This window comes from Denitrificimonas caeni (assembly GCF_905120345.1).
In the GTDB taxonomy this organism is placed as follows: Bacteria; Pseudomonadota; Gammaproteobacteria; order Pseudomonadales; family Pseudomonadaceae; genus Denitrificimonas; species Denitrificimonas caeni_A.
The window spans coordinates 109,403-129,339 of sequence record NZ_CAJHOA010000002.1 but is presented as its reverse complement, the minus strand read 5'-3'; the positions used below and the strand labels follow the sequence as shown (position 1 = coordinate 129,339).

16 protein-coding genes are annotated in these 19,937 nt (G+C 45.8%); 3 read left to right on the top strand and 13 right to left on the bottom strand.

The features are described from left to right. Positions 1-15: 15 nt before the first annotated feature. The 5 genes from JYJ62_RS04195 to JYJ62_RS04175 all read right to left on the bottom strand — a co-directional run bounded on the left by JYJ62_RS04195 (position 16) and on the right by JYJ62_RS04175 (position 8,023). Complete coding sequence (locus JYJ62_RS04195) at positions 16-1,278, bottom strand: hypothetical protein (RefSeq protein ID WP_205340957.1); 1,263 nt, start codon at positions 1,276-1,278, stop codon at positions 16-18. 411 nt (positions 1,279-1,689) lie between these two features. Next, positions 1,690-4,836: a CusA/CzcA family heavy metal efflux RND transporter gene (locus tag JYJ62_RS04190; protein ID WP_205340956.1), complete on the bottom strand. Its 3,147-nt coding sequence runs from the start codon at positions 4,834-4,836 to the stop codon at positions 1,690-1,692. A gap of 10 nt (positions 4,837-4,846) precedes the next feature. Then, positions 4,847-6,133 (bottom strand): efflux RND transporter periplasmic adaptor subunit, encoded by a 1,287-nt coding sequence (locus JYJ62_RS04185; protein ID WP_205340955.1) that lies wholly within the window; start codon positions 6,131-6,133, stop codon positions 4,847-4,849. Positions 6,134-6,244: 111 nt separating this feature from the next. Then, positions 6,245-6,589 (bottom strand): copper-binding protein, encoded by a 345-nt coding sequence (locus JYJ62_RS15915; protein ID WP_205340954.1) that lies wholly within the window; start codon positions 6,587-6,589, stop codon positions 6,245-6,247. Between the two features lie 42 nt (positions 6,590-6,631). Next, the gene (locus JYJ62_RS04175) at positions 6,632-8,023 is read right to left on the bottom strand and encodes a Cu(I)/Ag(I) efflux RND transporter outer membrane protein (RefSeq protein ID WP_022965922.1); all 1,392 of its coding nucleotides are present in this window, start codon (positions 8,021-8,023) and stop codon (positions 6,632-6,634) included. 199 nt (positions 8,024-8,222) lie between these two features. Between JYJ62_RS04175 and JYJ62_RS04170 the strand changes: the two genes are divergently transcribed. After that, positions 8,223-8,906 (top strand): copper/silver response regulator transcription factor, encoded by a 684-nt coding sequence (locus JYJ62_RS04170; RefSeq protein WP_205340953.1) that lies wholly within the window; start codon positions 8,223-8,225, stop codon positions 8,904-8,906. 131 nt (positions 8,907-9,037) lie between these two features. On the opposite strand, the gene JYJ62_RS04165 is transcribed toward JYJ62_RS04170, so the two are convergent. The 8 genes from JYJ62_RS04165 to JYJ62_RS04130 form a co-directional block, all read right to left on the bottom strand. Continuing rightward, positions 9,038-9,370 carry a DUF2790 domain-containing protein gene (locus JYJ62_RS04165; RefSeq protein ID WP_022965920.1) on the bottom strand — a complete coding sequence of 111 codons (333 nt, stop codon included), beginning with the start codon at positions 9,368-9,370 and terminating at the stop codon, positions 9,038-9,040. Positions 9,371-9,591: 221 nt separating this feature from the next. Then, positions 9,592-11,940, bottom strand: a complete 2,349-nt coding sequence (locus JYJ62_RS04160) for a heavy metal translocating P-type ATPase (RefSeq protein ID WP_269751392.1) — start codon at positions 11,938-11,940, stop codon at positions 9,592-9,594. Between the two features lie 52 nt (positions 11,941-11,992). Beyond that, the gene (locus tag JYJ62_RS04155; protein WP_205340952.1) at positions 11,993-12,472 is read right to left on the bottom strand and encodes a c-type cytochrome; all 480 of its coding nucleotides are present in this window, start codon (positions 12,470-12,472) and stop codon (positions 11,993-11,995) included. Positions 12,473-12,509: 37 nt separating this feature from the next. Then, positions 12,510-13,091, bottom strand: coding sequence for a M23 family metallopeptidase (locus JYJ62_RS04150; RefSeq protein WP_205340951.1), 582 nt, complete (start codon positions 13,089-13,091; stop codon positions 12,510-12,512). Between the two features lie 171 nt (positions 13,092-13,262). Further along, positions 13,263-13,775: a cupredoxin domain-containing protein gene (locus JYJ62_RS04145; protein WP_022965916.1), complete on the bottom strand. Its 513-nt coding sequence runs from the start codon at positions 13,773-13,775 to the stop codon at positions 13,263-13,265. A 64-nt stretch (positions 13,776-13,839) separates the two neighbouring features. Next, complete coding sequence (locus tag JYJ62_RS04140) at positions 13,840-14,883, bottom strand: copper resistance protein B (RefSeq protein ID WP_028244199.1); 1,044 nt, start codon at positions 14,881-14,883, stop codon at positions 13,840-13,842. Between the two features lie 32 nt (positions 14,884-14,915). Continuing rightward, positions 14,916-16,802: a copper resistance system multicopper oxidase gene (locus JYJ62_RS04135; protein ID WP_205340950.1), complete on the bottom strand. Its 1,887-nt coding sequence runs from the start codon at positions 16,800-16,802 to the stop codon at positions 14,916-14,918. A gap of 267 nt (positions 16,803-17,069) precedes the next feature. Further along, the gene (locus tag JYJ62_RS04130) at positions 17,070-17,297 is read right to left on the bottom strand and encodes a DUF2933 domain-containing protein (RefSeq protein WP_022965913.1); all 228 of its coding nucleotides are present in this window, start codon (positions 17,295-17,297) and stop codon (positions 17,070-17,072) included. 441 nt (positions 17,298-17,738) lie between these two features. On the opposite strand from JYJ62_RS04130, the gene JYJ62_RS04125 reads away from it, so the two are divergent. Then, entirely contained in the window at positions 17,739-18,422 is a 684-nt protein-coding gene (locus tag JYJ62_RS04125) for a heavy metal response regulator transcription factor (protein WP_205340949.1), read from the top strand. Positions 18,423-18,425: 3 nt separating this feature from the next. Then, entirely contained in the window at positions 18,426-19,838 is a 1,413-nt protein-coding gene (locus tag JYJ62_RS04120; protein ID WP_205340948.1) for a Cu(+)/Ag(+) sensor histidine kinase, read from the top strand. Positions 19,839-19,937: the final 99 nt, after the last annotated feature.

The following is a 19,937-nucleotide window of genomic DNA, read 5'->3' as shown; positions in this document are numbered from 1 at the left end:
ATGAGAGGTAAACAATCACACCTGAAATACGGGTGCGAAGCCACCGCCAGGCGTGTGGAAATTGGTGGCTTGACCTTGGTATACACGTGCAGCGGCGAGCAAACAGTTCCCAGCGTAGGTGTAAAGGCGAATATCGACCTTCCTTGTGGTTACGATGCCGTCAACTCGCATGGTTCGTTCCCCCGCAGGAACGAACTTCTGTGCGATATAACCGCCTTTCAGAATGTTTTCGAAAACGCGTCGAGTTAGTTTGCTGCCGCGGTAAACGCCTTTGCTGCCATGGCCAGCAACCGGCTTAAAGAACAGTTCATTCCGAGCACTCCACAGTTCTGTCGAGTCGTCTGCTGAAACCAAACGGGTTTTGGGTACGGCGCACTCGAGGTGTTTTACTTCATCCTCACTGAGTCCCCAGTCGCGCAAAGTCTCAGGGTCGGACAGCAACGTCAGGTTTCGTTTATTGGCCATAAGTGCATGCACACGTGGGTTGGGTGTTACCACCACCGCACCGTCGAGATATGCCCGCCTTAACGCCTCGTGAGTGGGGGCGTCCAGTGCGAAGTCGACCAGTCGGTTGTACACCATATCGATGGGCTTACCTTGTGTGGTTAGAGCACCATCGACATATTCAAGCTCCGATGGATCGAGTATCAGGGTATCAATGCCTCTGGCCTGGAGCAGCTGTTGAGCCAGCTGAAATTCGGGCAACATAAATTGGGTTTGCGGTGAGTCATCCACGATGGCCAAGCGGCGGGGCACTGAGTTAGCACGTTGTCTTTGCCACTCCTGTTCGAACATAGCAAATACCGCGTCCTCAAATCCATCCAGCGCCTGCTTGGATTCTGCAGTCTGTTGAGATGGGTCACAGCACTTATGTTGCGCACGAGCCAGCAACGTATTCAGAAACGCGCCGCCGGCATTGGTATTGATCTCAATAAGCTGAGGGCCGTCTTGACCCAAGTGAAAGTCATACCCCATGAAAACCCCTACAGGGCCGGGATTGAAGTGTGCAATCTCCGCTGCCCAAGATAGAACCTGTTCTTGGTAGGACGAAAGTTTGACAACCGACTCGATCGTCTGAACGATGCGCTCCATCGACTCGATATCGGCACGGGGGACGAAAATCGGTGTGTTTGAAAAAAAATGCTGGAGTTCGGGAATTGCTGACAGATCGTTTCCAGTATCTATAAATTGATTTCGGAGGCTCTCGTCGAGGACTTTTCGGTCAAGAGTGATGCAGTAGCACTGTTGGTTGAGCTGGTCTGTGAGAGCACTGTTCATTTGGTCGCTTTCCTAGATCACGTCTTGCATTTGGAGCCCGCAGTTAAGATAAATCAACCTGCAGATCTCAGGTTTACTCAATAAGATGGACTGTAGATTCGGTCCTGATTCTGGTCAAGTAATTGTTTATTCAGACAAGTTTCAAAGTTTTTACCAAGATCAATTTGCACCCACTCAAATGCTTAAGTTTAAAAATAGTATAATTGGTTCAGTCAGCGTTTTCCTCCTGGTGACAGCCGCAGTCTGACTCGCAATAAGAAAAAAGAGCTCGCTGAATCTCAGTCGTATCAGCGGGAAAAGGTGCTGATCATCTGGTACATCAGAAAAAAGCCCCTTTTGTTGTAATGAACCAAAGGGGCTAACTGTTAAGATTTCAGTATTCAATACTTTAAATGTAAGATCTCACAATCTTCATTGTTTACATGTTTTGTGTTTACGCAGCCAGATCAGTTTATAGGCTGCAGGGATAACAAACATAGAAAGCAATGGAGCAGTTATCATCCCTCCGATCATTGGTGCTGCAATACGGCTCATCACTTCAGAGCCAGCTCCTGTTCCCCATAAAATAGGCAACAGTCCAGCAATAATTACCGCTACCGTCATCGCTTTTGGGCGCACGCGTAACACTGCTCCATGATAAAGGGCATCATCCAATCTCTTTTCAGTAAATGTGTTTGAATGCAATAAGTTCGCATCTTTTTCAATGGCTTGGCGCAAGTACATCAGCATGACTACACCAAACTCTGCTGCCAATCCGGCTAAGGCAATAAACCCTGTCCCTGTCGCGACAGATAGGTTAAACCCTTGCCAGTAAAGAAACCAGATGCCACCAATCAAGGCAAATGGGATACTGGAAATAATCAATAGCGCTTCACTTACTCGGCGAAATGCCAAATAGAGCAAAATAAAGATAATCATTAATGTCGTAGGCACCATTAACTTTAACTTCTGATTCGCACGCTCTAACAGCTCAAACTGTCCCGTGAACGAAATACTCGTGCCTGATTTTAACTGTACCTTTTGATCTATGATGGCTTTTAAATCGTTTACGACTGACACCATGTCGCGGTCGCGAGTATCAATAAATACCCAGCTGGTTAAGCGTGCATTTTCTGTTTTTAACATTGGAGGACCAGACACGATCTTGATATCGGCAACATCTCCAAGCGTGATTTGCTGTTTTTGTGGTGTTAAAATAGGCAGCTGACGCAACGTTTCAGGACTTTCACGGTAGCTCTGTGGGTATCGGATGTTGATAGGATAGCGGGCAATCCCTTCAACGGTTTCTCCGACCATTGCTCCACCAATAGCCGATGAGACGAACAGTTGAATGTCCTCAATTGTCATCCCATAGCGAGCAGCCTGTTCGCGTTTAATATCGATATCAATATAACGACCTCCGACGAGTCTTTCTGCTAACGCTGAAACCACTCCTGGCACCTCCTTGGCTGCCACTTCAATCTCTTGAGCTGCCGCATCAATATCAGCCAGTATTGTCCCTGATACTTTAATACCAATCGGGCTTTTTACGCCGGTGGATAGCATGTCAATACGGTTACGAATTGGAGGAATCCATAGGTTTGCCAGTCCAGGTAAACGTACAGTTTCATCAAGTTCATCGATAATTTTGTCCATTGTCATTCCTGGACGCCACTGATCCTGGGGTTTCAGTTGAATCGTGGTTTCAATCATCTCCATTGGTGCTGAGTCTGTAGCCGTTTCTGCTCTGCCTGCTTTACCAAATACCGTTGCCACTTCGGGAATGGTTTTGATCAATTTATCAGTCGTCTGCAATAATACTGCGGCCTGCGCTGCTGATACCCCTGGCAATGTGGATGGCATGTACAGCAGATCACCTTCATTGATTTCTGGTAAGAACTCACCGCCTATCTTGCTGAGTGGCCAGATAACGGTAAATAGAGAAAGCAAAGCAACCAATAATGTCATTTTAGGCCAATGTAGAACTTTGATCAGTAGAGGGTGATAGATTTTGATCAAAAAGCGGTTTATTGGATTACTTGCTTCAGAAGGGATTTTGCCTCGTATCAAGTACCCCATCAGAATTGGAATAACAATGATAGCTAATCCTGCAGCGCCCGCCATCGCGTAAGTCTTCGTGAAAGCCAGCGGACCAAATAGTCGCCCCTCTTGTCCTTCTAGAGTAAAGATCGGAATAAATGAAAGCGTAATAATCAGTAGACTAATAAACAGGGCAGGACCGACTTCAACAGACGCATCGGTAATGACGTCCCAACGAGTTGAGTTATCCAGTGGCTTTCCAGGATACTGATGCTGCCATTCTTCGATTTTTTTATGTGCATTTTCTATCATTACAATAGCTGCATCCACCATTGCACCAACGGCAATAGCGATCCCCCCTAGAGACATAATATTTGCATTCAGCCCTTGGTAATCCATGACAATGAAAGCAATAAATAGCCCCATAGGCAGGGAAATAATTGCAACTAACGCAGAGCGGACATGCCATAGAAAAAGAGCGCACACGACGGCCACAACGATAAATTCTTCTAGAAGCTTAAAGCTCAAGTTGTCGATAGCGCGGTCAATAAGCTGGCTTCGATCATACGTTGTGACAACTTCAACACCTTCAGGAAGACTGGCTTTAAGCGTATCTAGCTTGGCTTTAACAGCCGAAATAACCTCTCTTGCGTTTTTACCTGAACGAAGGATAATCACGCCGCCAGCAACTTCTCCTTCTCCGTTAAGCTCTGATACCCCGCGCCGCATTTCAGGCCCGATTTGCACTCGTGCGATATCACGTAAATATACAGGCACACCGTGTTCATTGGTTTTTAGGACAATATGGTTGAAGTCTTCGAGCGTTTGGAGGTACCCGCTGGCACGAACCATATACTCTGCTTCGGCCATCTCAATGGCGGAGCCACCCGTTTCCTGATTGGATGCGTTAATCGCCCGCTTAACATCAGCAAGACCAATGCCATATTGAGTTAGCTTAAGTGGATTAACAACAATCTGATATTGTTTAATAACCCCACCCACCGAAGCAACTTCAGCAACGTTAGGAATGGTTTTGAGCTCAAACTTTAAAAACCAGTCTTGTAGAGAGCGTAATTCAGCCAGGTCATGTTTTCCGCTTCGATCAACCAGCGCATACTCAAATATCCAGCCAACTCCTGTCGCATCGGGACCTAATTCTGAGGTAACACCCGTAGGCAGCTTTCCTTGAATCTGGTTAAGGTATTCAAGCACTCGTGATCTTGCCCAGTATAAGTCAGTGCCATCTTCGAAAATGACATAGACATAGGAGTTTCCAAATGAGGAAAATCCACGAACAATTTTTGCTCCTGGTACTGACAGCATAGTGGTGGTTAAAGGGTAGGTTACCTGGTTCTCTACGATTTGAGGTGCTTGACCAGGGTAGCTGGTTTTAATTATAACCTGCACGTCTGATAGATCTGGGAGAGCATCCACTGGCGTGTGAATAATCGTCCAAGCGCCCCAGATACTAAGGAATAAAGCGCCCATTATCACCAAGAAGCGATTAGCGACAGATCCTCTGATAATCCACTCAATCATCTTATTCTCCTTAATGGTCTGAGCTTGAATGTGCTGAGTGATCAGTCATGCCAGGAACGGTGAGCGACGGTGCTTCGTACTCCCGCATTCTTTCTAATGCGCCAGAGATATTCGCTTCGGAGTCGATTAGGAACAATCCATTAACAACAACAGATTCGCCATCAGACAGACCTGAGACAATCCCAGTTTTTTGTTGTGATTCATGAAAAACCTTGATGGTTTTAGGTATAAAGCGTCCTTCACTATTTAAAGTGATGACTCTTTGCTCCGTCCCTGTATCAATGACTGCCTGAGACGGGATCAAGAGCATCTCTTCACTTTCTGTATTGAGTGTGAGGTTGGCATACATACCCGGTTTTAAAAATTCGTCTTGATTTTCAACCTGCAAACGAAGCTGTAATGTCCGCGTTGACGCATCCACGCTGGGTAAAATGTTCCATTTCTGAATTTTAAAGTCACGGCCAGGATAAGCGGGAACAGAAATAGTGAGCTGAGAGGGATCATTGATCAGGTAAGCCATTGACTCAGGAACTGCAGCACTTAGCCAGATAGGATCGATTCCTTGGATTTTGGCGACGATGTTATCTTTGGAAATATTCATTCCGGTTCTGAGATCGAATGCTGTAATCACCCCGTCAATTGGGGCTTTGATTGTGAAATGAGTCTGTATATTTTTTGACTTTATTAAACGCTGGATATCCGTTTCCGGCATGCCAGAAAGACGAAGTCGTTCTAACGCACCTCGTAATTGGGCGTTAGTTGCCTCAGTGCTTGCTAATAATAAATATTCACTTTGAGCCTCGACCCATTCTGGGATGGTTAGCTCAATAAGGGGTGATTGTTTTTTTATTTTATCGCCAACGGTTAAAGGATAAACTTTTTCAATAAAACCATCGGATCGTGACTGCACGATAGCATATTGATACTCATTGAAATTTACATTGGCAGGAATTGTCTGTGAATAAGTCAGCTTGCCATAATGAGATTGTTCTGTACGAACTCCTAGATTTTGAGTTTGAGTTGGATCAACTCGCACACCCATTTTTGCTTCTGCGGTAGCACCATCTTCGTCTGCATATTTAGGGACAAGATCCATATCCATGAAAGGGGATTTGCCGGGCTTATCAAATTTGGTATTGGGTTTCATAGGGTCATACCAAAACAAAATTTTACGCTCAACCGTTTCTACATTATTTTTAGGGGAAGATAAATAATGGTAAGCGCTAGTGGAAATAAGCCCACCCATCAATAAACTTACTAGAATTATTACAGTATTTTTAAGTTTTACAGAGGCCATTTTAATTTCCACTAAATAATTAAGAAATTAATTAAGATGTTTGATTTCATTACCATAGAGTAGACAGTGATAAATAAATTAAACCCAAGATTATGAGGGCGTTATTTACTATCACTTCACTTTTATTTGCTTGAGTAATGATGTGTTTCCTTGCTGAACGAAACTAAAGCTCACCTCATTCCCGATTTTTATTTTATCCAGTATTTCTGGTGCTGAGAAAGTAAAACGCATAGTCATTGCAGGCCAGCTGACTGAAGGAATTTCTTCATGGGCAATGGTTATTTTTTTGTTAGCAAAATCAATATCATTAACAATTCCTTTGCTACTAATAAAATCTTCTTGAACTTTTGTCTCTGCTGTTATTAAAGTGCTGTCTAGATTTTTTTCTACGGCCTGTGTATTAAGAGACAGAATTGAAATAAAGCTAATTGCAGTAATAGTTAATAGTTTGCGCATGATAATGACTCCAGTTTATATATATTTAATTAATTTTTAATGCTATTCAATTAACCCACCGCCTAACGCAGCAAATAAGTTAATTTCATTTACCTGCTGTGAATATAGCAGGTCAGTTATTAACTGCTGGGTTGAGAGTAAAGAACGCTCAGCGTCAAGAACCTCGATATAACCCAGAGCACCATTGTTAAATAGTGCGCTTGCTCTTATAGAAGTAATTTGCAACGACTTCAAATAACGTTTCTGAGCCTCAATTTGTTCTTGAATACTGTTTTTTAAAGACAATGAGTCAGCGATTTCTTTAAAAGCATTTTGTATTCGCTTCTCATATATAGCGATAGATTGATTTTGGCGTATCTCAGCTAATGATAAATTAGCTTTGTTTTTCCCGTAGTTAAAGATAGGAATTTCTATTTTAGGAACAAAGCTCCACACACCATTGGAAGTATTAAACAGGCTGGATAGATCAGTGCTGCTATTTGTCAAATTACCTGTTAATGATATTGACGGAAAAAATGCCGCTCTTGCTGCGCCAATATTCGCATTCGCGGCCAAAAGGGTGTGCTCGATCTCTAAAATATCAGGCCTTTGCAATAAGATTTCAGATGACAAGTTAGAGGGCAATTTCACTGTATTGAGATGATTTGAGAGTTGTACGCTGTTATCCGGCAACTTCGTATATTTCCCAAGGAGTAGTTGTAAGGCATGGTTTGCTTGGGCCAACTCCCATTCTCGTTTGGCGACCTCACTTTTGGTTGTCTCAACTAAACCTCGAGCCTGCTCTAGAGCTAATAATGTAGTACGTCCTGTTTGAGTTTTCTGTTCAATCAAAGAAAAAGAGCGCTGATAGTTTTTTAGCGTTTTTTTAACAATCATTAACTGTTGATAAGCTCGCTTTTGATTAAAGTAACTTTGAGAAACATTAGAGACCAGCAGAATATGTACGGCGCGTTGCGCTTGTTGACTAGAGAAGTAATTTTGACGATCAGCTTCACTCATGTTTTTTAAGCGGCCAAATAAGTCCAGATCAAAATTTAGCTCTACCCCAGCACTGTATTGATTAGTGGTCTCTAAGCCACTGTTTAATCCACCGCGATATGTGACATCAGAGATACCATCTAACTGCGGGTAACGACTGGCATTCGTCACATTATATTGGGCTCTGGCTTCAGCAACTTTCAGAGTGGCCAGCTGTAAATCGCGGTTGTATTGCAATGACTCATTGATAAAAGACTTTAGCTGAGGGTCAGAGAAAAATGCTCGCCAACCGGTATTTTGCAATCCTGCTGTTGGAGGCTGTTTATTGTCTTTGGTGTCATTTACTGAAAAGTGTTGTGGCACGGGTAACTTTGGGCGCTGATAATCTGGAGCCAACGATGTGCATCCCGCAAGAGCAAGCAGTAAACTGAGTATCAGTATCTTAATTTTAAACATGTTATTTTCCGTCCAGAAAAGCCACATCAAAATGAATTAAAGCGATGTCTGATTAGCTGTTATGAAACATACCTTATCGATATAAGTCTGTTTAACGAGTGACGGAAGAATGACAATGTTGTCATTCTTGTGATAATCCATTGATATCAGCTATGGCCTCACTACAATGATATGACTACATCAATGTGTTGGAGGATGCGTGAAAATATTAGTCGTTGAGGATGAGGTGAAAACTGGGGAGTACCTCTGCAAAGGGCTTACTGAGGCTGGCTTTGTTGTCGATCTAGCAGGCAGTGGCATGACGGGCTATCACCTGGCAATGACGGCTGATTATGATTTGATGATTCTTGACATCATGCTTCCTGATATCAACGGATGGGATGTTGTAAAACTGTTGAGGACAGCGGGGAAAGGTATGCCGATCCTGCTGCTGACAGCTCTTGGAACAATTGAACACCGAGTAAAAGGGCTTGAGCTGGGTGCTGACGACTACTTGGTCAAACCTTTCGCATTTGCTGAGCTTTTAGCTCGAGTAAGAACGTTATTGCGTCGTGGCACTGCTGTCATTGTAGAAAGTCAGTTTCAGGTCGCAGACCTGACCTTAGATTTAGTCTCTCGGAGAGTCACGCGTAGCGGAGTCAAAATCATACTGACAAGTAAAGAATTTAGTTTGCTAGAGTTTTTTATCCGGCATAAAGGTGAGGTCTTGCCTCGTTCTCTGATTGCTTCTCAAGTTTGGGATATGAACTTTGATAGTGATACAAATGTGATTGACGTTGCTGTAAAACGTTTGCGGGCTAAGATTGATAGTGATTTTGAGCTAAAACTTATTCAGACAGTGCGTGGAGTTGGCTACGTACTTGACGTATCTGATATGAATTAATTGTAAAAAATAGGCTGTAATAAAATTACAACCTATTTTTTTATTAATTATAAAGATCACTTAATATTTTATCGAAACGGATAACATTAATTGAAAATTAGATATTTAATCCTGCTCTGATAGCAATATCATCATCCTTCACTTTGGCGACAACTACCCAGTACCGTATAGCGAACGGCGTGTAAATCACCTTGAGAATCTTCGAAGCTCATTATTTTCTTGTAATTTCCACAAGTTTTAATTTCTTTCGTTGCGTGTATAAGTTTTTTTACATCAATCGGCATTCCATATTTATAATCTACAATTTCCGGTACTGCTTTATTATTACTCGCAGCATACTTTTGTGTGATTTCAATATTTTTTTGTTGATTTTTTTGAGTAAGATTATCAATGGATGAGCTTGCAAAAGCCAATTGCGTTGAGCTTAGAAAAATAATTGCTACTAACAGTTTTCTTGTATTCATAACGACCTCCAGTAATTGTGAGTTAATTATAAGTTATGAATACTGTCTCGCTCATGACTCTAACATTACATTGCGGTCATAAGAGTATAGCTACAACAGTAAATTTATATTAATTTTTAACGAGAAGTGTCGAGTTATAAACAGGTAATAGTAGTGATCAGTAACGGGTTGCAGTTTTACAAATGAGTAATGACTGCAACTCGCTACTTAATAAAATTACACTATTTTGATTTTCGTAATCTTAGCGCGTTAAATACTACTGAAGCAGAGCTTAGACTCATTGCGAGCGCGGCGAACATTGGCGAAAGTAATAAACCCATAAACGGATACAAAACCCCTGCAGCCAGTGGGACGCCAAGAGCGTTGTAAATGAACGCAAAACCCAAGTTCTGTTTCATGTTGGCTACGGTCAAGTCTGAAAGATGACGGGCTGTGGATATACCACGTAAATCACCTTTGACTAGCGTGATCTGGGCACTGTTCATCGCGACGTCCGTACCCGTCCCCATTGCAATGCCAACATCAGCTTTTGCCAGTGCAGGGGCATCGTTAATACCATCACCTGCCATGGCGACAATTCGGCCTTCAGATTGCAGCTTGCTGACAAGATCGAGCTTATCAGCGGGCTTAACATCGCCGTGCACCTCGTCAATCCCAAGCTGTTTAGCGACGGCATTAGCGGTAGCGATACCGTCGCCAGTTGCCATGATGACGCGAATTCCTGCCGCTTTAAGATCGTTGACTGCTTCCGGAGTACTCTGTTTAATTGGATCGGATACCGCCAGCAAACCAAGTAACTGGCCATCGCTAGCTAAATACATAACGCTAGCACCCTCCATACGTAGAGCATCTGCAGTAACCGACAGAGCATCGATGCTGATATTTTCCTGCTGCATTAAGGCCGTATTGCCTAAGATCAGCTTGGTTGTATCGACTATACCGCGTACACCTATACCGCTGCCGGACTCAAATTCGTTAACAGCGCTTAGTGTTATACCGCGTTCACGAGCGGCGTTAACAATGGCTTCGGCCAGAGGGTGTTCACTGCCTTGATCAAGACTTGCGGCAAGACGTAAGACTTCCTCAGCACTAGTACCTTCTACAGGCACTGCTTTATTAAAGGTGGGTCGACCTTCTGTCAGTGTTCCAGTTTTATCAACGATTAAAGTGTCCACCTTGCGCAGATTTTCAATCGCTGCGGCGTCACGGAATAAGATACCCTGGGTCGCACCACGTCCTGTTGCCACCATAATGGACATCGGCGTAGCTAAGCCCAATGCGCAAGGGCAAGCGATGATCAATACGGCAACGGCATTAATCAATCCGTACACCCAGCTTGGTTGAGGGCCCCAGAAGCCCCAAACAAAAAATGTCAGTAACGCAATGAACACTACGGACATAACAAAATAGCCCGCGACTAGATCGGCCATGCGTTGCATTGGAGCACGTGAACGCTGTGCCTGAGCGACAAGTTGCACGATTTGCGCCAATACCGTTGCCGAGCCAACTTTCTCAGCACGTATCACCAGTGCACCGGAGGTATTCATGGTTGCACCAATGACTTTATCGCCTGGCCGCTTACTCACGGGAAGAGGTTCACCGGTCAACATCGACTCATCCAGTGAGCTGGAGCCTTCTTCAACTATTCCATCAACAGGTACTTTTTCGCCAGGGCGTACCCGTAAGAGATCGCCTTCATGGACGTGTGTTAGAGGCACATCCTCTTCAGTGCCATCGGTGTTAATGCGGCGAGCTGTCTTCGGAGCAAGACCTAACAGCGATTTTATTGCCGCAGAGGTCTGTGAGCGAGCTCGCAGTTCGAGCATTTGACCAAATAGTGTCAGAGAAATAATCACTACAGCTGCTTCAAAATAGACGGCGATTCTTCCCATCGACATAAATGTTTCAGGAAATACTCCTGGGGCAATGGTCGCAACCGTGCTGTATATAAACGCAGCTCCAGTTCCTAGGCCAATGAGCGTCCACATATTGGGGCTGCGATTGATAACTGATTGCCAGCCACGCACGAAAAAGGGTTGTCCAGCCCACAGCACTACAGGTATCGAAAGCACTAGCTCAATCCACGTTTGCGTTGCCATAGTGAACCACCCAAGCTGGTGGCCGAACATAGCGAGCACTGTGACAACAACTGTTAAGGGCAGTGTCGACCAAAAGCGCCGCGAGAAGTCTTTGAACTCAGGGTTATCGTCATCATCCAAGCTTGGCATCATAGGTTCAAGTGCCATGCCACATTTAGGACAACTGCCCGGATGATCCTGTTGGATTTCGGGGTGCATCGGACATGTGTAGGTCGAGCCAGGTACAGACGTATCCGCTGAGGTTTCAGAGTTCTTGCTTGGATTAATATACTTTTCTGGCTGTTGATTAAATTTGCTGAGGCATTTAGTGCTGCAAAAATAATAAGCATGACCTGAATATTCAATGTGGTGCGGCGAACTTTTCGTTACTGTCATTCCGCAAACAAGGTCATTTAATTCAGTCGTTGCTGCAAGAGAGGGAACATCTTCATTGTGGTGATGGCTATGAGGATTTTCGTTGTGTTTAGTCATGTTATTTAAGTCCTACTTTGGCTGCAAATAGAAGAGCATGGTTCAAAGCACCTTACTTTTTCTGCTGAGAGATTTCCTTCTGTCTGGCTAACGCATGCTGTGGCCAAGAGCTCTTTATATATGCGAGCACCGCTAGGATATTATGCTCGCTCAATAACGTCTTGTAAGCCGGCATATCACTCGTGTAGCCCTCTGGCGCTGTAACACCAGGCACTAGACCGTTTTTTGTAATATCAATTAATAGTGCATCAGGATGATGCCAAGTGTGCCCAGTTTCATCATGCGGCGGCGCGGGCAAACGGCCATTGGCTTGACGTGTTCGCCAATCAGGCTGGCCCTCTAACTTTGCACCGTGACAGGATGCGCAATTTTTAGCATAGATTTGTTTGCCGTCGGCCACGAGCTGTTTATCGGACGGGTCAATATAAGCTGACTTGTTACCCAGCGATGATCCGAACATAAAAACACTGGCGGCAAGCATAAAAATACTAATTACACAGATAATTATGGTTTTTTTTACTGTTAGAGCCATCTTAATTACTCTTACTAATTGAGCGTCCCAAGTGCAGTTATCTTTGGAGATAGGAGGCCAGTTGTTGTTTCTCTTGAATGGGATCTACAGGCTGATTATTAACCCGTAGCTCATAATGCAAATGATTGCCTGTGGCTATTCCAGTTGATCCAACGTAACCAATGATTTGTCCTTTTTCTATGTGGGTTCCTTTTTTTAATCCATTTTCAAAACGGCTTTGATGTGCATATACCGTAGAGTAATCATTGTCGTGGCTGATGAAGATAACTTTTCCGTACCCGTTTTGCGCGCCAATAAAAGTTATCTTGCCTTGGGCCGTGGCGCGAATAGGCGTGCCTTTTGGTGCGGGGTAATCAATACCCTGATGGCCTTTCCACTGCCCTGATACAGGGTGAACTCGGTAGCCAAAAACTGAGTTAGTTTGCGATCGCTCACTCAATGGCGTCTTAAGAAACATATTTTCTAAGCCCTCGAATCGATCCGCTGATTGATGTGAGTGCTTGACCAAAATAGAGTGCTGTACCCTGGGGTTTGAGACTTGTCCGCGCTCCGAGGCGATAGCGGTGTTGGCGACAAGAATACTTAATATTAGGAATAGATATTTCAATCGTGTATGCATGCCATCAACTAAATATTTACACCGTTTTAGAGCCTATTTAGTGCTTTGTTCGTGTCGACTCTATTGGGTGTGTAGTAACGATAGAGTGGCAGCATTGCATAGGCAGTGATACCACTCTAGGGGCCGCAAAAATGCGATAATTAGGCGATCAGACGCTGTGCTAAATACTGGTTATTTAACTTGTATCTTGCCTACCATGCCGGCTTCCGTATGCCCAGGAATCAAGCAGGCAAAATCCACCGTAGTTGCCTTATCAAACTGCCAGACCAATCCACCGCGCTGCCCTGGATTTAGAGTGATCATACTCGGGTCTGTGTGCTGCATGTCTGGCATTGCAAGCATCTCAGCGGCATGGGCTTTTAGCTCGCCAAGTGAGCCAATAACCATTTCGTGAGGGATTTTCCCCGAGTTTTTAATGAAAAACCGTACGGTTTCCCCTTGTTTAACATCTATTTGACTCGGCGTAAAACGCATGCTGTCATCCATTGTCACTTCGATTGTACGGCTCACTTTGCTCGAATCGCCTGGTTGCCCGTAGATCGGTGTCGCTTGCGACATCGTTGACATGTCATGGCCTTCCATACCGTGCGCAGGCATGTTGTGCCCTCCCATGTGTTCACCAGCGGCAAACACAAGGGCTGGTAAGGTGCTTAAAGCAAGGATTGATAGTGTTTTTTTGATCATGATTTTCTCTGCATTAATCAGTGGTTAAGTACCGCGTTTCTGGCGCGGGCTCAAGGAAATAACGTTAAAAGCGAAAACTGATACCCGCGACAAAGCGCGTCTCGTGCTTGGACTCGTCCTCCTCTTGTGCATAATCGGCTGTCTGTCCAAACTTGCTGGACCACTCCACGCCAATGTAAGGAACAAACTGGCGCGTCACTTCATACTTCAGTCGCAGGCCCGCCTTAGCATCCGAGAGGCCTCTACCAATCTCACGAGCTTTGTCGTTTTTGCCGTAGAAGTTGGCCTCGACGCTAGGCTGCAGGTAGAGCTTCTGCGTCAGTAATAGGTCGTATTCTGCGTTGAGTCTCAGCGCCGTGCGGCCGCTGGGACCAGCATAAGCTGTAGCATCGACCTCGAACCAATAGGGCGTCAGACCTTGCACGCCAAGCGCGAGCCATTCTCGGTTGGGCGTACCTTGCCCGTGGTCGAAGCGAACCCCTAGTTGAGTATCCCAAAACGTCGAAACAGCATGTCCCCACAGCAGCTCAGTTCGAGACTCCTGCAGCTTACCCTGTGCGACTTCACCTTCTGCCTTAAGTACCGCTCGGTTGTAGGTGCCGCCAAACCAAGCTTGCCCTTCATAGGCGGTCCATTCATCACCGCCACGGGCTCTAACATACTCAAGCTTGTCGATACCCACAGAGGCGAAATTGTGCGCGTCAGACATGCGCAAACGGTGTTCAGCCCCTAAGGAATACTGACCAGCATTGCGCGTGTAACCACCCGAGTAAGCATCGGGATCACGCGCATCTGTTGGCGCTGACCCACCCTGCATTTGCATGGAGCCATGGTCCATAGCACCCATATCATGAGCAGGGGAAGCGCTATCTGGATCGGTTTGCGCAGGAGGCGAGTTCATAGACATCGCCCCGTGATCCATACCCGGCATCTGCATTGTGCTGTGATCCATTACGGGCACGGCGGTTTGATCGGCAAGTGATGCGTTGTCGGGTGAGGCGTTATGGCCGCTATGTTGGTGATCTGCTTGGGCATAAGCAAAAAATGGTGCAGTACCTATTGATGCTAGAGTGATAGCAAGAATTCTTTTCTTTATAGGGGTATTCACAGTTAGGATTCCCTTTTTCTGATTGACTGATGTCATGCGACCACCACTTCGCGGAACATTCCGGCATCCATATGCAGCATCAAGTGGCAATGCCACGCCCAGCGTCCCAATGCATCGGCGGTTACCAGAAAGCTAATGCGTTGGGCGGGTTGTACGGGAATGGTATGGCGACGAACCTGAAAACTACCGTCGGGCGCTTCCAGCTCGCTCCACATACCGTGTAAGTGCATGGGGTGCGTCATCATGGTGTCGTTGTGCAAAATAACCCTGACGCGCTCGCCGTAACGAAAATGTATAGGTGTAGATTTACCGTACTCCACGCCGTCAAAGGACCACGCGTAACGCTCCATATTACCGGTGAGATGGAGTTCGATCTCGCGCTCGGCGCCACGCGGATCCATGGGGCCTCCCAGTGTGCGCAGGTCTGCTAGGGTGAGTACCCGGCGGCCGTTGTTACGCAATCCGATTCCGGGGTCATCGAGGTTGGTGCGCGGCGTGTCAACGCGCATATCAATGCTTGCGCCGTATTCTGTTTGAGCGTGCTTGACAGTGCTGCTGGCTTTATTTAAATCCATACCCGCCATGGCACTGTGGTCCATGCCTGCCATGCCGCCCCCAGCCATACCGGTCATCGCGCTGTGGTCCATGCCTGCCATGCTGCCCCCTGCCATACCGGCCATCGCGCTGTGGTCCATACCTGTCATGCTGCCGCCGGCCATACCGGCCATCGCACCATGGTCCATACCAGCCATGTCGCCGCTACCCATAGCGCCCATCATATCCGCCATATCGAGCCACTCTGGCTTATCAACGTCTGGAACAGCAGCCGTAAGCCCGGCGCGCGTGGCTAACGTGCCGCGCGCGTATCCACTACGATCCATTGCTTGAGCAAAAACGGTATAGGTCTCGTCCTTGGGCTCGACCAGAACGTCATAGGTTTCCCCAGGGCCGAAGCGGAACTCGTCTACTGTAACTGGCTCTAGATTGACGCCATCTGCCTGAACCACCGTTAATTTAAGGCCAGGGATGCGCACGTCGTAAAAGGTATTTGCGGCACCATTGATAAAGCGTAGGCGGACACGTTCGCCTGGACGGAACAGCCCTGTCCAGTTACCGGCCGGTGTTGTGCCGTTCATTAAGTAGGTGAGAACATTTGCCGATAAGTCCGCTAAATCGGTCGGACTCATGCGCATTTCGTTCCACATTTTACGTTTTTCGAGTGCGCCTTTCAGGCTGTCAGCTGAAACGTCTTGGAGGAAATCAACGACTGTCGGCTGATTGTAATTGTAATAGTCGCCTTGCATTTTTAGCTTAGCGAGTACCCGCATAGGGTCTTCATCGGTCCAGTCGGAGAGTTGAATCACATGGTCGCGATCACTGCGTACGGGGTCAGATTGTGCCGGTTCAATGACAATCGCTCCATATACGCCTGTCGCTTCTTGCATACCTGAGTGTGAGTGATACCAGTAGGTGCCGTTTTGCTCGAGTTTAAATTGGTAGGTAAAGGTTTCTCCGGGGGCTATCCCAGCAAAGCTGATACCGGGCACACCGTCCATTTCAAAAGGTAAAATAATGCCGTGCCAATGGATGGAAGTGGCTTCTTTTAAGTGATTCTTAACGTGAATGGTGATGGTATCGCCTTCACGCCAATGCAAGGTAGGGGCAGGCAGTGAGCCATTCACCGTTGTAGCCATGCGTGGGCTGCCGGTGAAGTTGACAGGTGATTCACCAATCTCCAAGTTGAACACAGTACCGCTGAGCACCTTTGGCGCACCGGTTTGTGTTGCGCGTGGCTGTGCTAGAACTGTGTTTAGCAGGGGCGATAAACCCAGTAAAACACCACCGCCAGCAAGCCCTTGAACAAAGCGGCGACGTGGTAAAGAAGCAATTGCAGGTGCAGCAGGCGGTTGACGATTCATGTGCGCGTATCCCGAACTGAAGAAATTGAAAAGTCGATTTGGAGACCTGACAGATAGTCGACTGATTTGATTAAAGTCACTTTAGCGAAGTGTTGCTGTCGGGCGAGTGACGCGCACATTACATTTCTGTAATGTGCGCTAAATCTTGTTTAAGAGATGCTTTATGCTCACAGTATTAAAGTGGAATGGCTGAATCGAGTCGATTGATGAGGATCGGTGCTTAATATTTAACCTCCGTTAAGTCTCAACAGCGGCATCAAAGAGTGGCTAAGTGATAGTTTTATCTGCTTGTTTCTCTTCTGTTTTTTGTTCCTTGTTGCAAGATTGCATGCTCTTCATCATGAAGAGCATGATCAATGGACAAAGCAGGAAGAATAAAAATGGCGAGCTAGTGATAATCCATACTCGGACTGAAGGGAACGTTACATATGTAGCAACGATGACGACACCTAAAGAAAGAGTTGCCTTGATCATCATTTTCATATCACATTTCATGTTAATTCCTTTTGAGAACTGAGTTGCAAGATAAGGCACTGCGTAAAGTTAATGCTTACAACTTAGCAAGGTGTTGCGCTCAATTTGATTACCTAGTTATTACATCTCTGTCATGTGAAATTAAATTACGGTGTTCTCGATAAGAAGCTCTCATCAAGATTTTTCTGAAAGGAAGTGATTGGGTTTTACGGGTTGAGCATGAATTGTGTTCGCTGTGCAGTAATCACACAATAAACCCTCTCTATTTTTATTTAGGCTCGGCAGCATTTTATAGGGATTTTTCTGATGAATAGGCTGATGAAATATGCATTACAAATTTGTAATGTGCGGGCCATGGTCATGTCATCTTGAGATGATTAAAGTAGTGCTGATACGCAACGTATATAGCTCGTAAGTGTTTTTTTACGGGCGAAAAAACGAACCAATTCGGGATGTGAGTGCATGAGACTGCTGGTGGTTGAAGATGAAATAGAAGCAGGCGAATATATTAGTCAGTGTCTGACAGAGCTAGGTTTTATTGTTGATATAGCTCGCACAGGGTTAGACGGGCACCACCTTGCGCTCACAGAGTATTATGATCTGATTATATTGAATGTGATGCTGCCAGATGTTGATGGTTGGCGGATGATTCATGCGTTGCGCGAAGCCAAGTTGACTACACCAGTGCTGTACTTGCTTGCATGTAATAACGTGGAGAAAGGAGGTGAAAATCTGGAGCTGAGTGCTGATGATTATTTGATCAAGCCCTTTTCTTTTTCGGAGTTATTAGCACGAGTGCGCACATTATTACGTCGAGGTGCAACGCCTGCTTTTAATGAAAACATATGGGCGGCTGACCTTGTATTAGACCTTTCACGACGACGGGCGCAGCGACATGAGGTACGTATTAACCTGACAAATAAAGAATTTTCCCTATTAGAACTGTTAATGCGCCGCCAAGGTGAAGTGTTGCCTCGGTCTTTTATTGCATCGCAAGTATGGGGTATGAATTTTGAGAGTGATACTAATGTCATCGATGTTGCAATTAGGCGGCTGCGTGCCAAAATCGACGATGATTTCGAGCCTAAACTTATTTATACGGTACGCGGCATAGGTTATATGCTTGACGTCAGTAGTGAGGTCTAATTCGTGACACGTCGCCCTGCATCCTTAGTTCTACGCCTTACCGTATCTATCGGTGTTGTCATAACAGCTGTGCTTCTCGCATTTGGCTGGATAGTTGAACGTTCTATTGATACTCACTTTGAGCAACAGGATATTGATGAGCTTAATGCGGTCGTGCAGATAGTTTCTCAATCACTGTCCGGTCCATTGTTAGATGCAACAACTGAGAGCCTTGAGCGTCGATTAGCAAGGGCGGTCTCAGGCCATCACAATGCTCAGTTTCGGATAACTGACTCTAGCGGTAAAGTAATTTACGCCACGCCTAGCTCAGATTTTGGCGGTTTTGCAGGAATGGTCCCTTCTGCAGATGTAGTCAGTATTAAGTCGGTGAAAGTCTGGCGAGATAAAGAAAAGACCTATAGGGGAGCCGTTGTGCAGCTTACGCAAACACAGGCTTTAGACGGCCAACCCTTAACGTTAGCAGTAGCAACAGGCATTGATTTCCATTTGCACTATCTTGATAGTTTTCATATGTATTTGAAGCTGATTACTTTTGCAGCATGCATGGTTGCTATTTTTGCTACATGGATTGCAGTCTACCAAGGTCATGCACCTCTGCGGCGCATCAGTGCAGAAATTCGTCGAATCAAGTCTGATCATCTGTCTATTCGGCTTGCTCCCAATACTGTTCCAGTCGAGTTAACCGAGCTCGCAGTCTCATTCAACGACATGCTCGATCGGATCGAAGAGAGCTTTGCGCGTCTCTCAAACTTTTCCGCGGATATCGCCCATGAGTTGCGTACACCTATCACTAACTTGAAAACGCAAACGGAAGTCGCGCTTTCGCAAGCCCGTGACATCGAGCAGTATCAAGAGATTTTGTATTCAAGTTTGGAAGAGTATGAGCGTATGGCCAAAATGGTCGGCGATATGCTGTTTTTGGCTCAAGCTGACAACCAGCAGCTGCAAGGGGAGCGGGTTAAGCTCAACTTAGTCACCGAAGTGCAGATGTTATTTGAGTACTTTGAGGCGTGGGCTGATGAGCGCGGTGTTTCATTAGTATGCATAGGGCCTGTCGTTTGGGTGGAGGCTGACAGGCTAATGATTCGCCGCGCGCTGAGTAATCTTCTATCCAATGCCATACGTTATACCGCAGAGGGGCAGGCGGTGACAGTGACTCTTGTGGCGCATAGTAACGACAGGGTGATGATTCGTGTGGAAAACCCAGGCTTAACCATCGATCCTGAGCATCTACCAAAACTCTTTGATCGGTTTTATCGGGCTGACCCTTCACGTCAACGCAAAGGCGACGGAGCAGGTTTAGGTTTGGCCATTGTGAAGTCAATTATTGAAGCGCACGGTGGCAGTATTACGGCACGAGGTGATGGTGAACAGATGATTTTTGAGATCCAGCTTCCCTGCGTGTCTGCCGAGTAAGTCACAAGGAAGTGGGAACATTGTTCCCATTGAAAACAGAGGTTTCACCGTCTGTGACCAGCTCACTTGTACTAATTGGCATAGATTGATGTTGAAGCT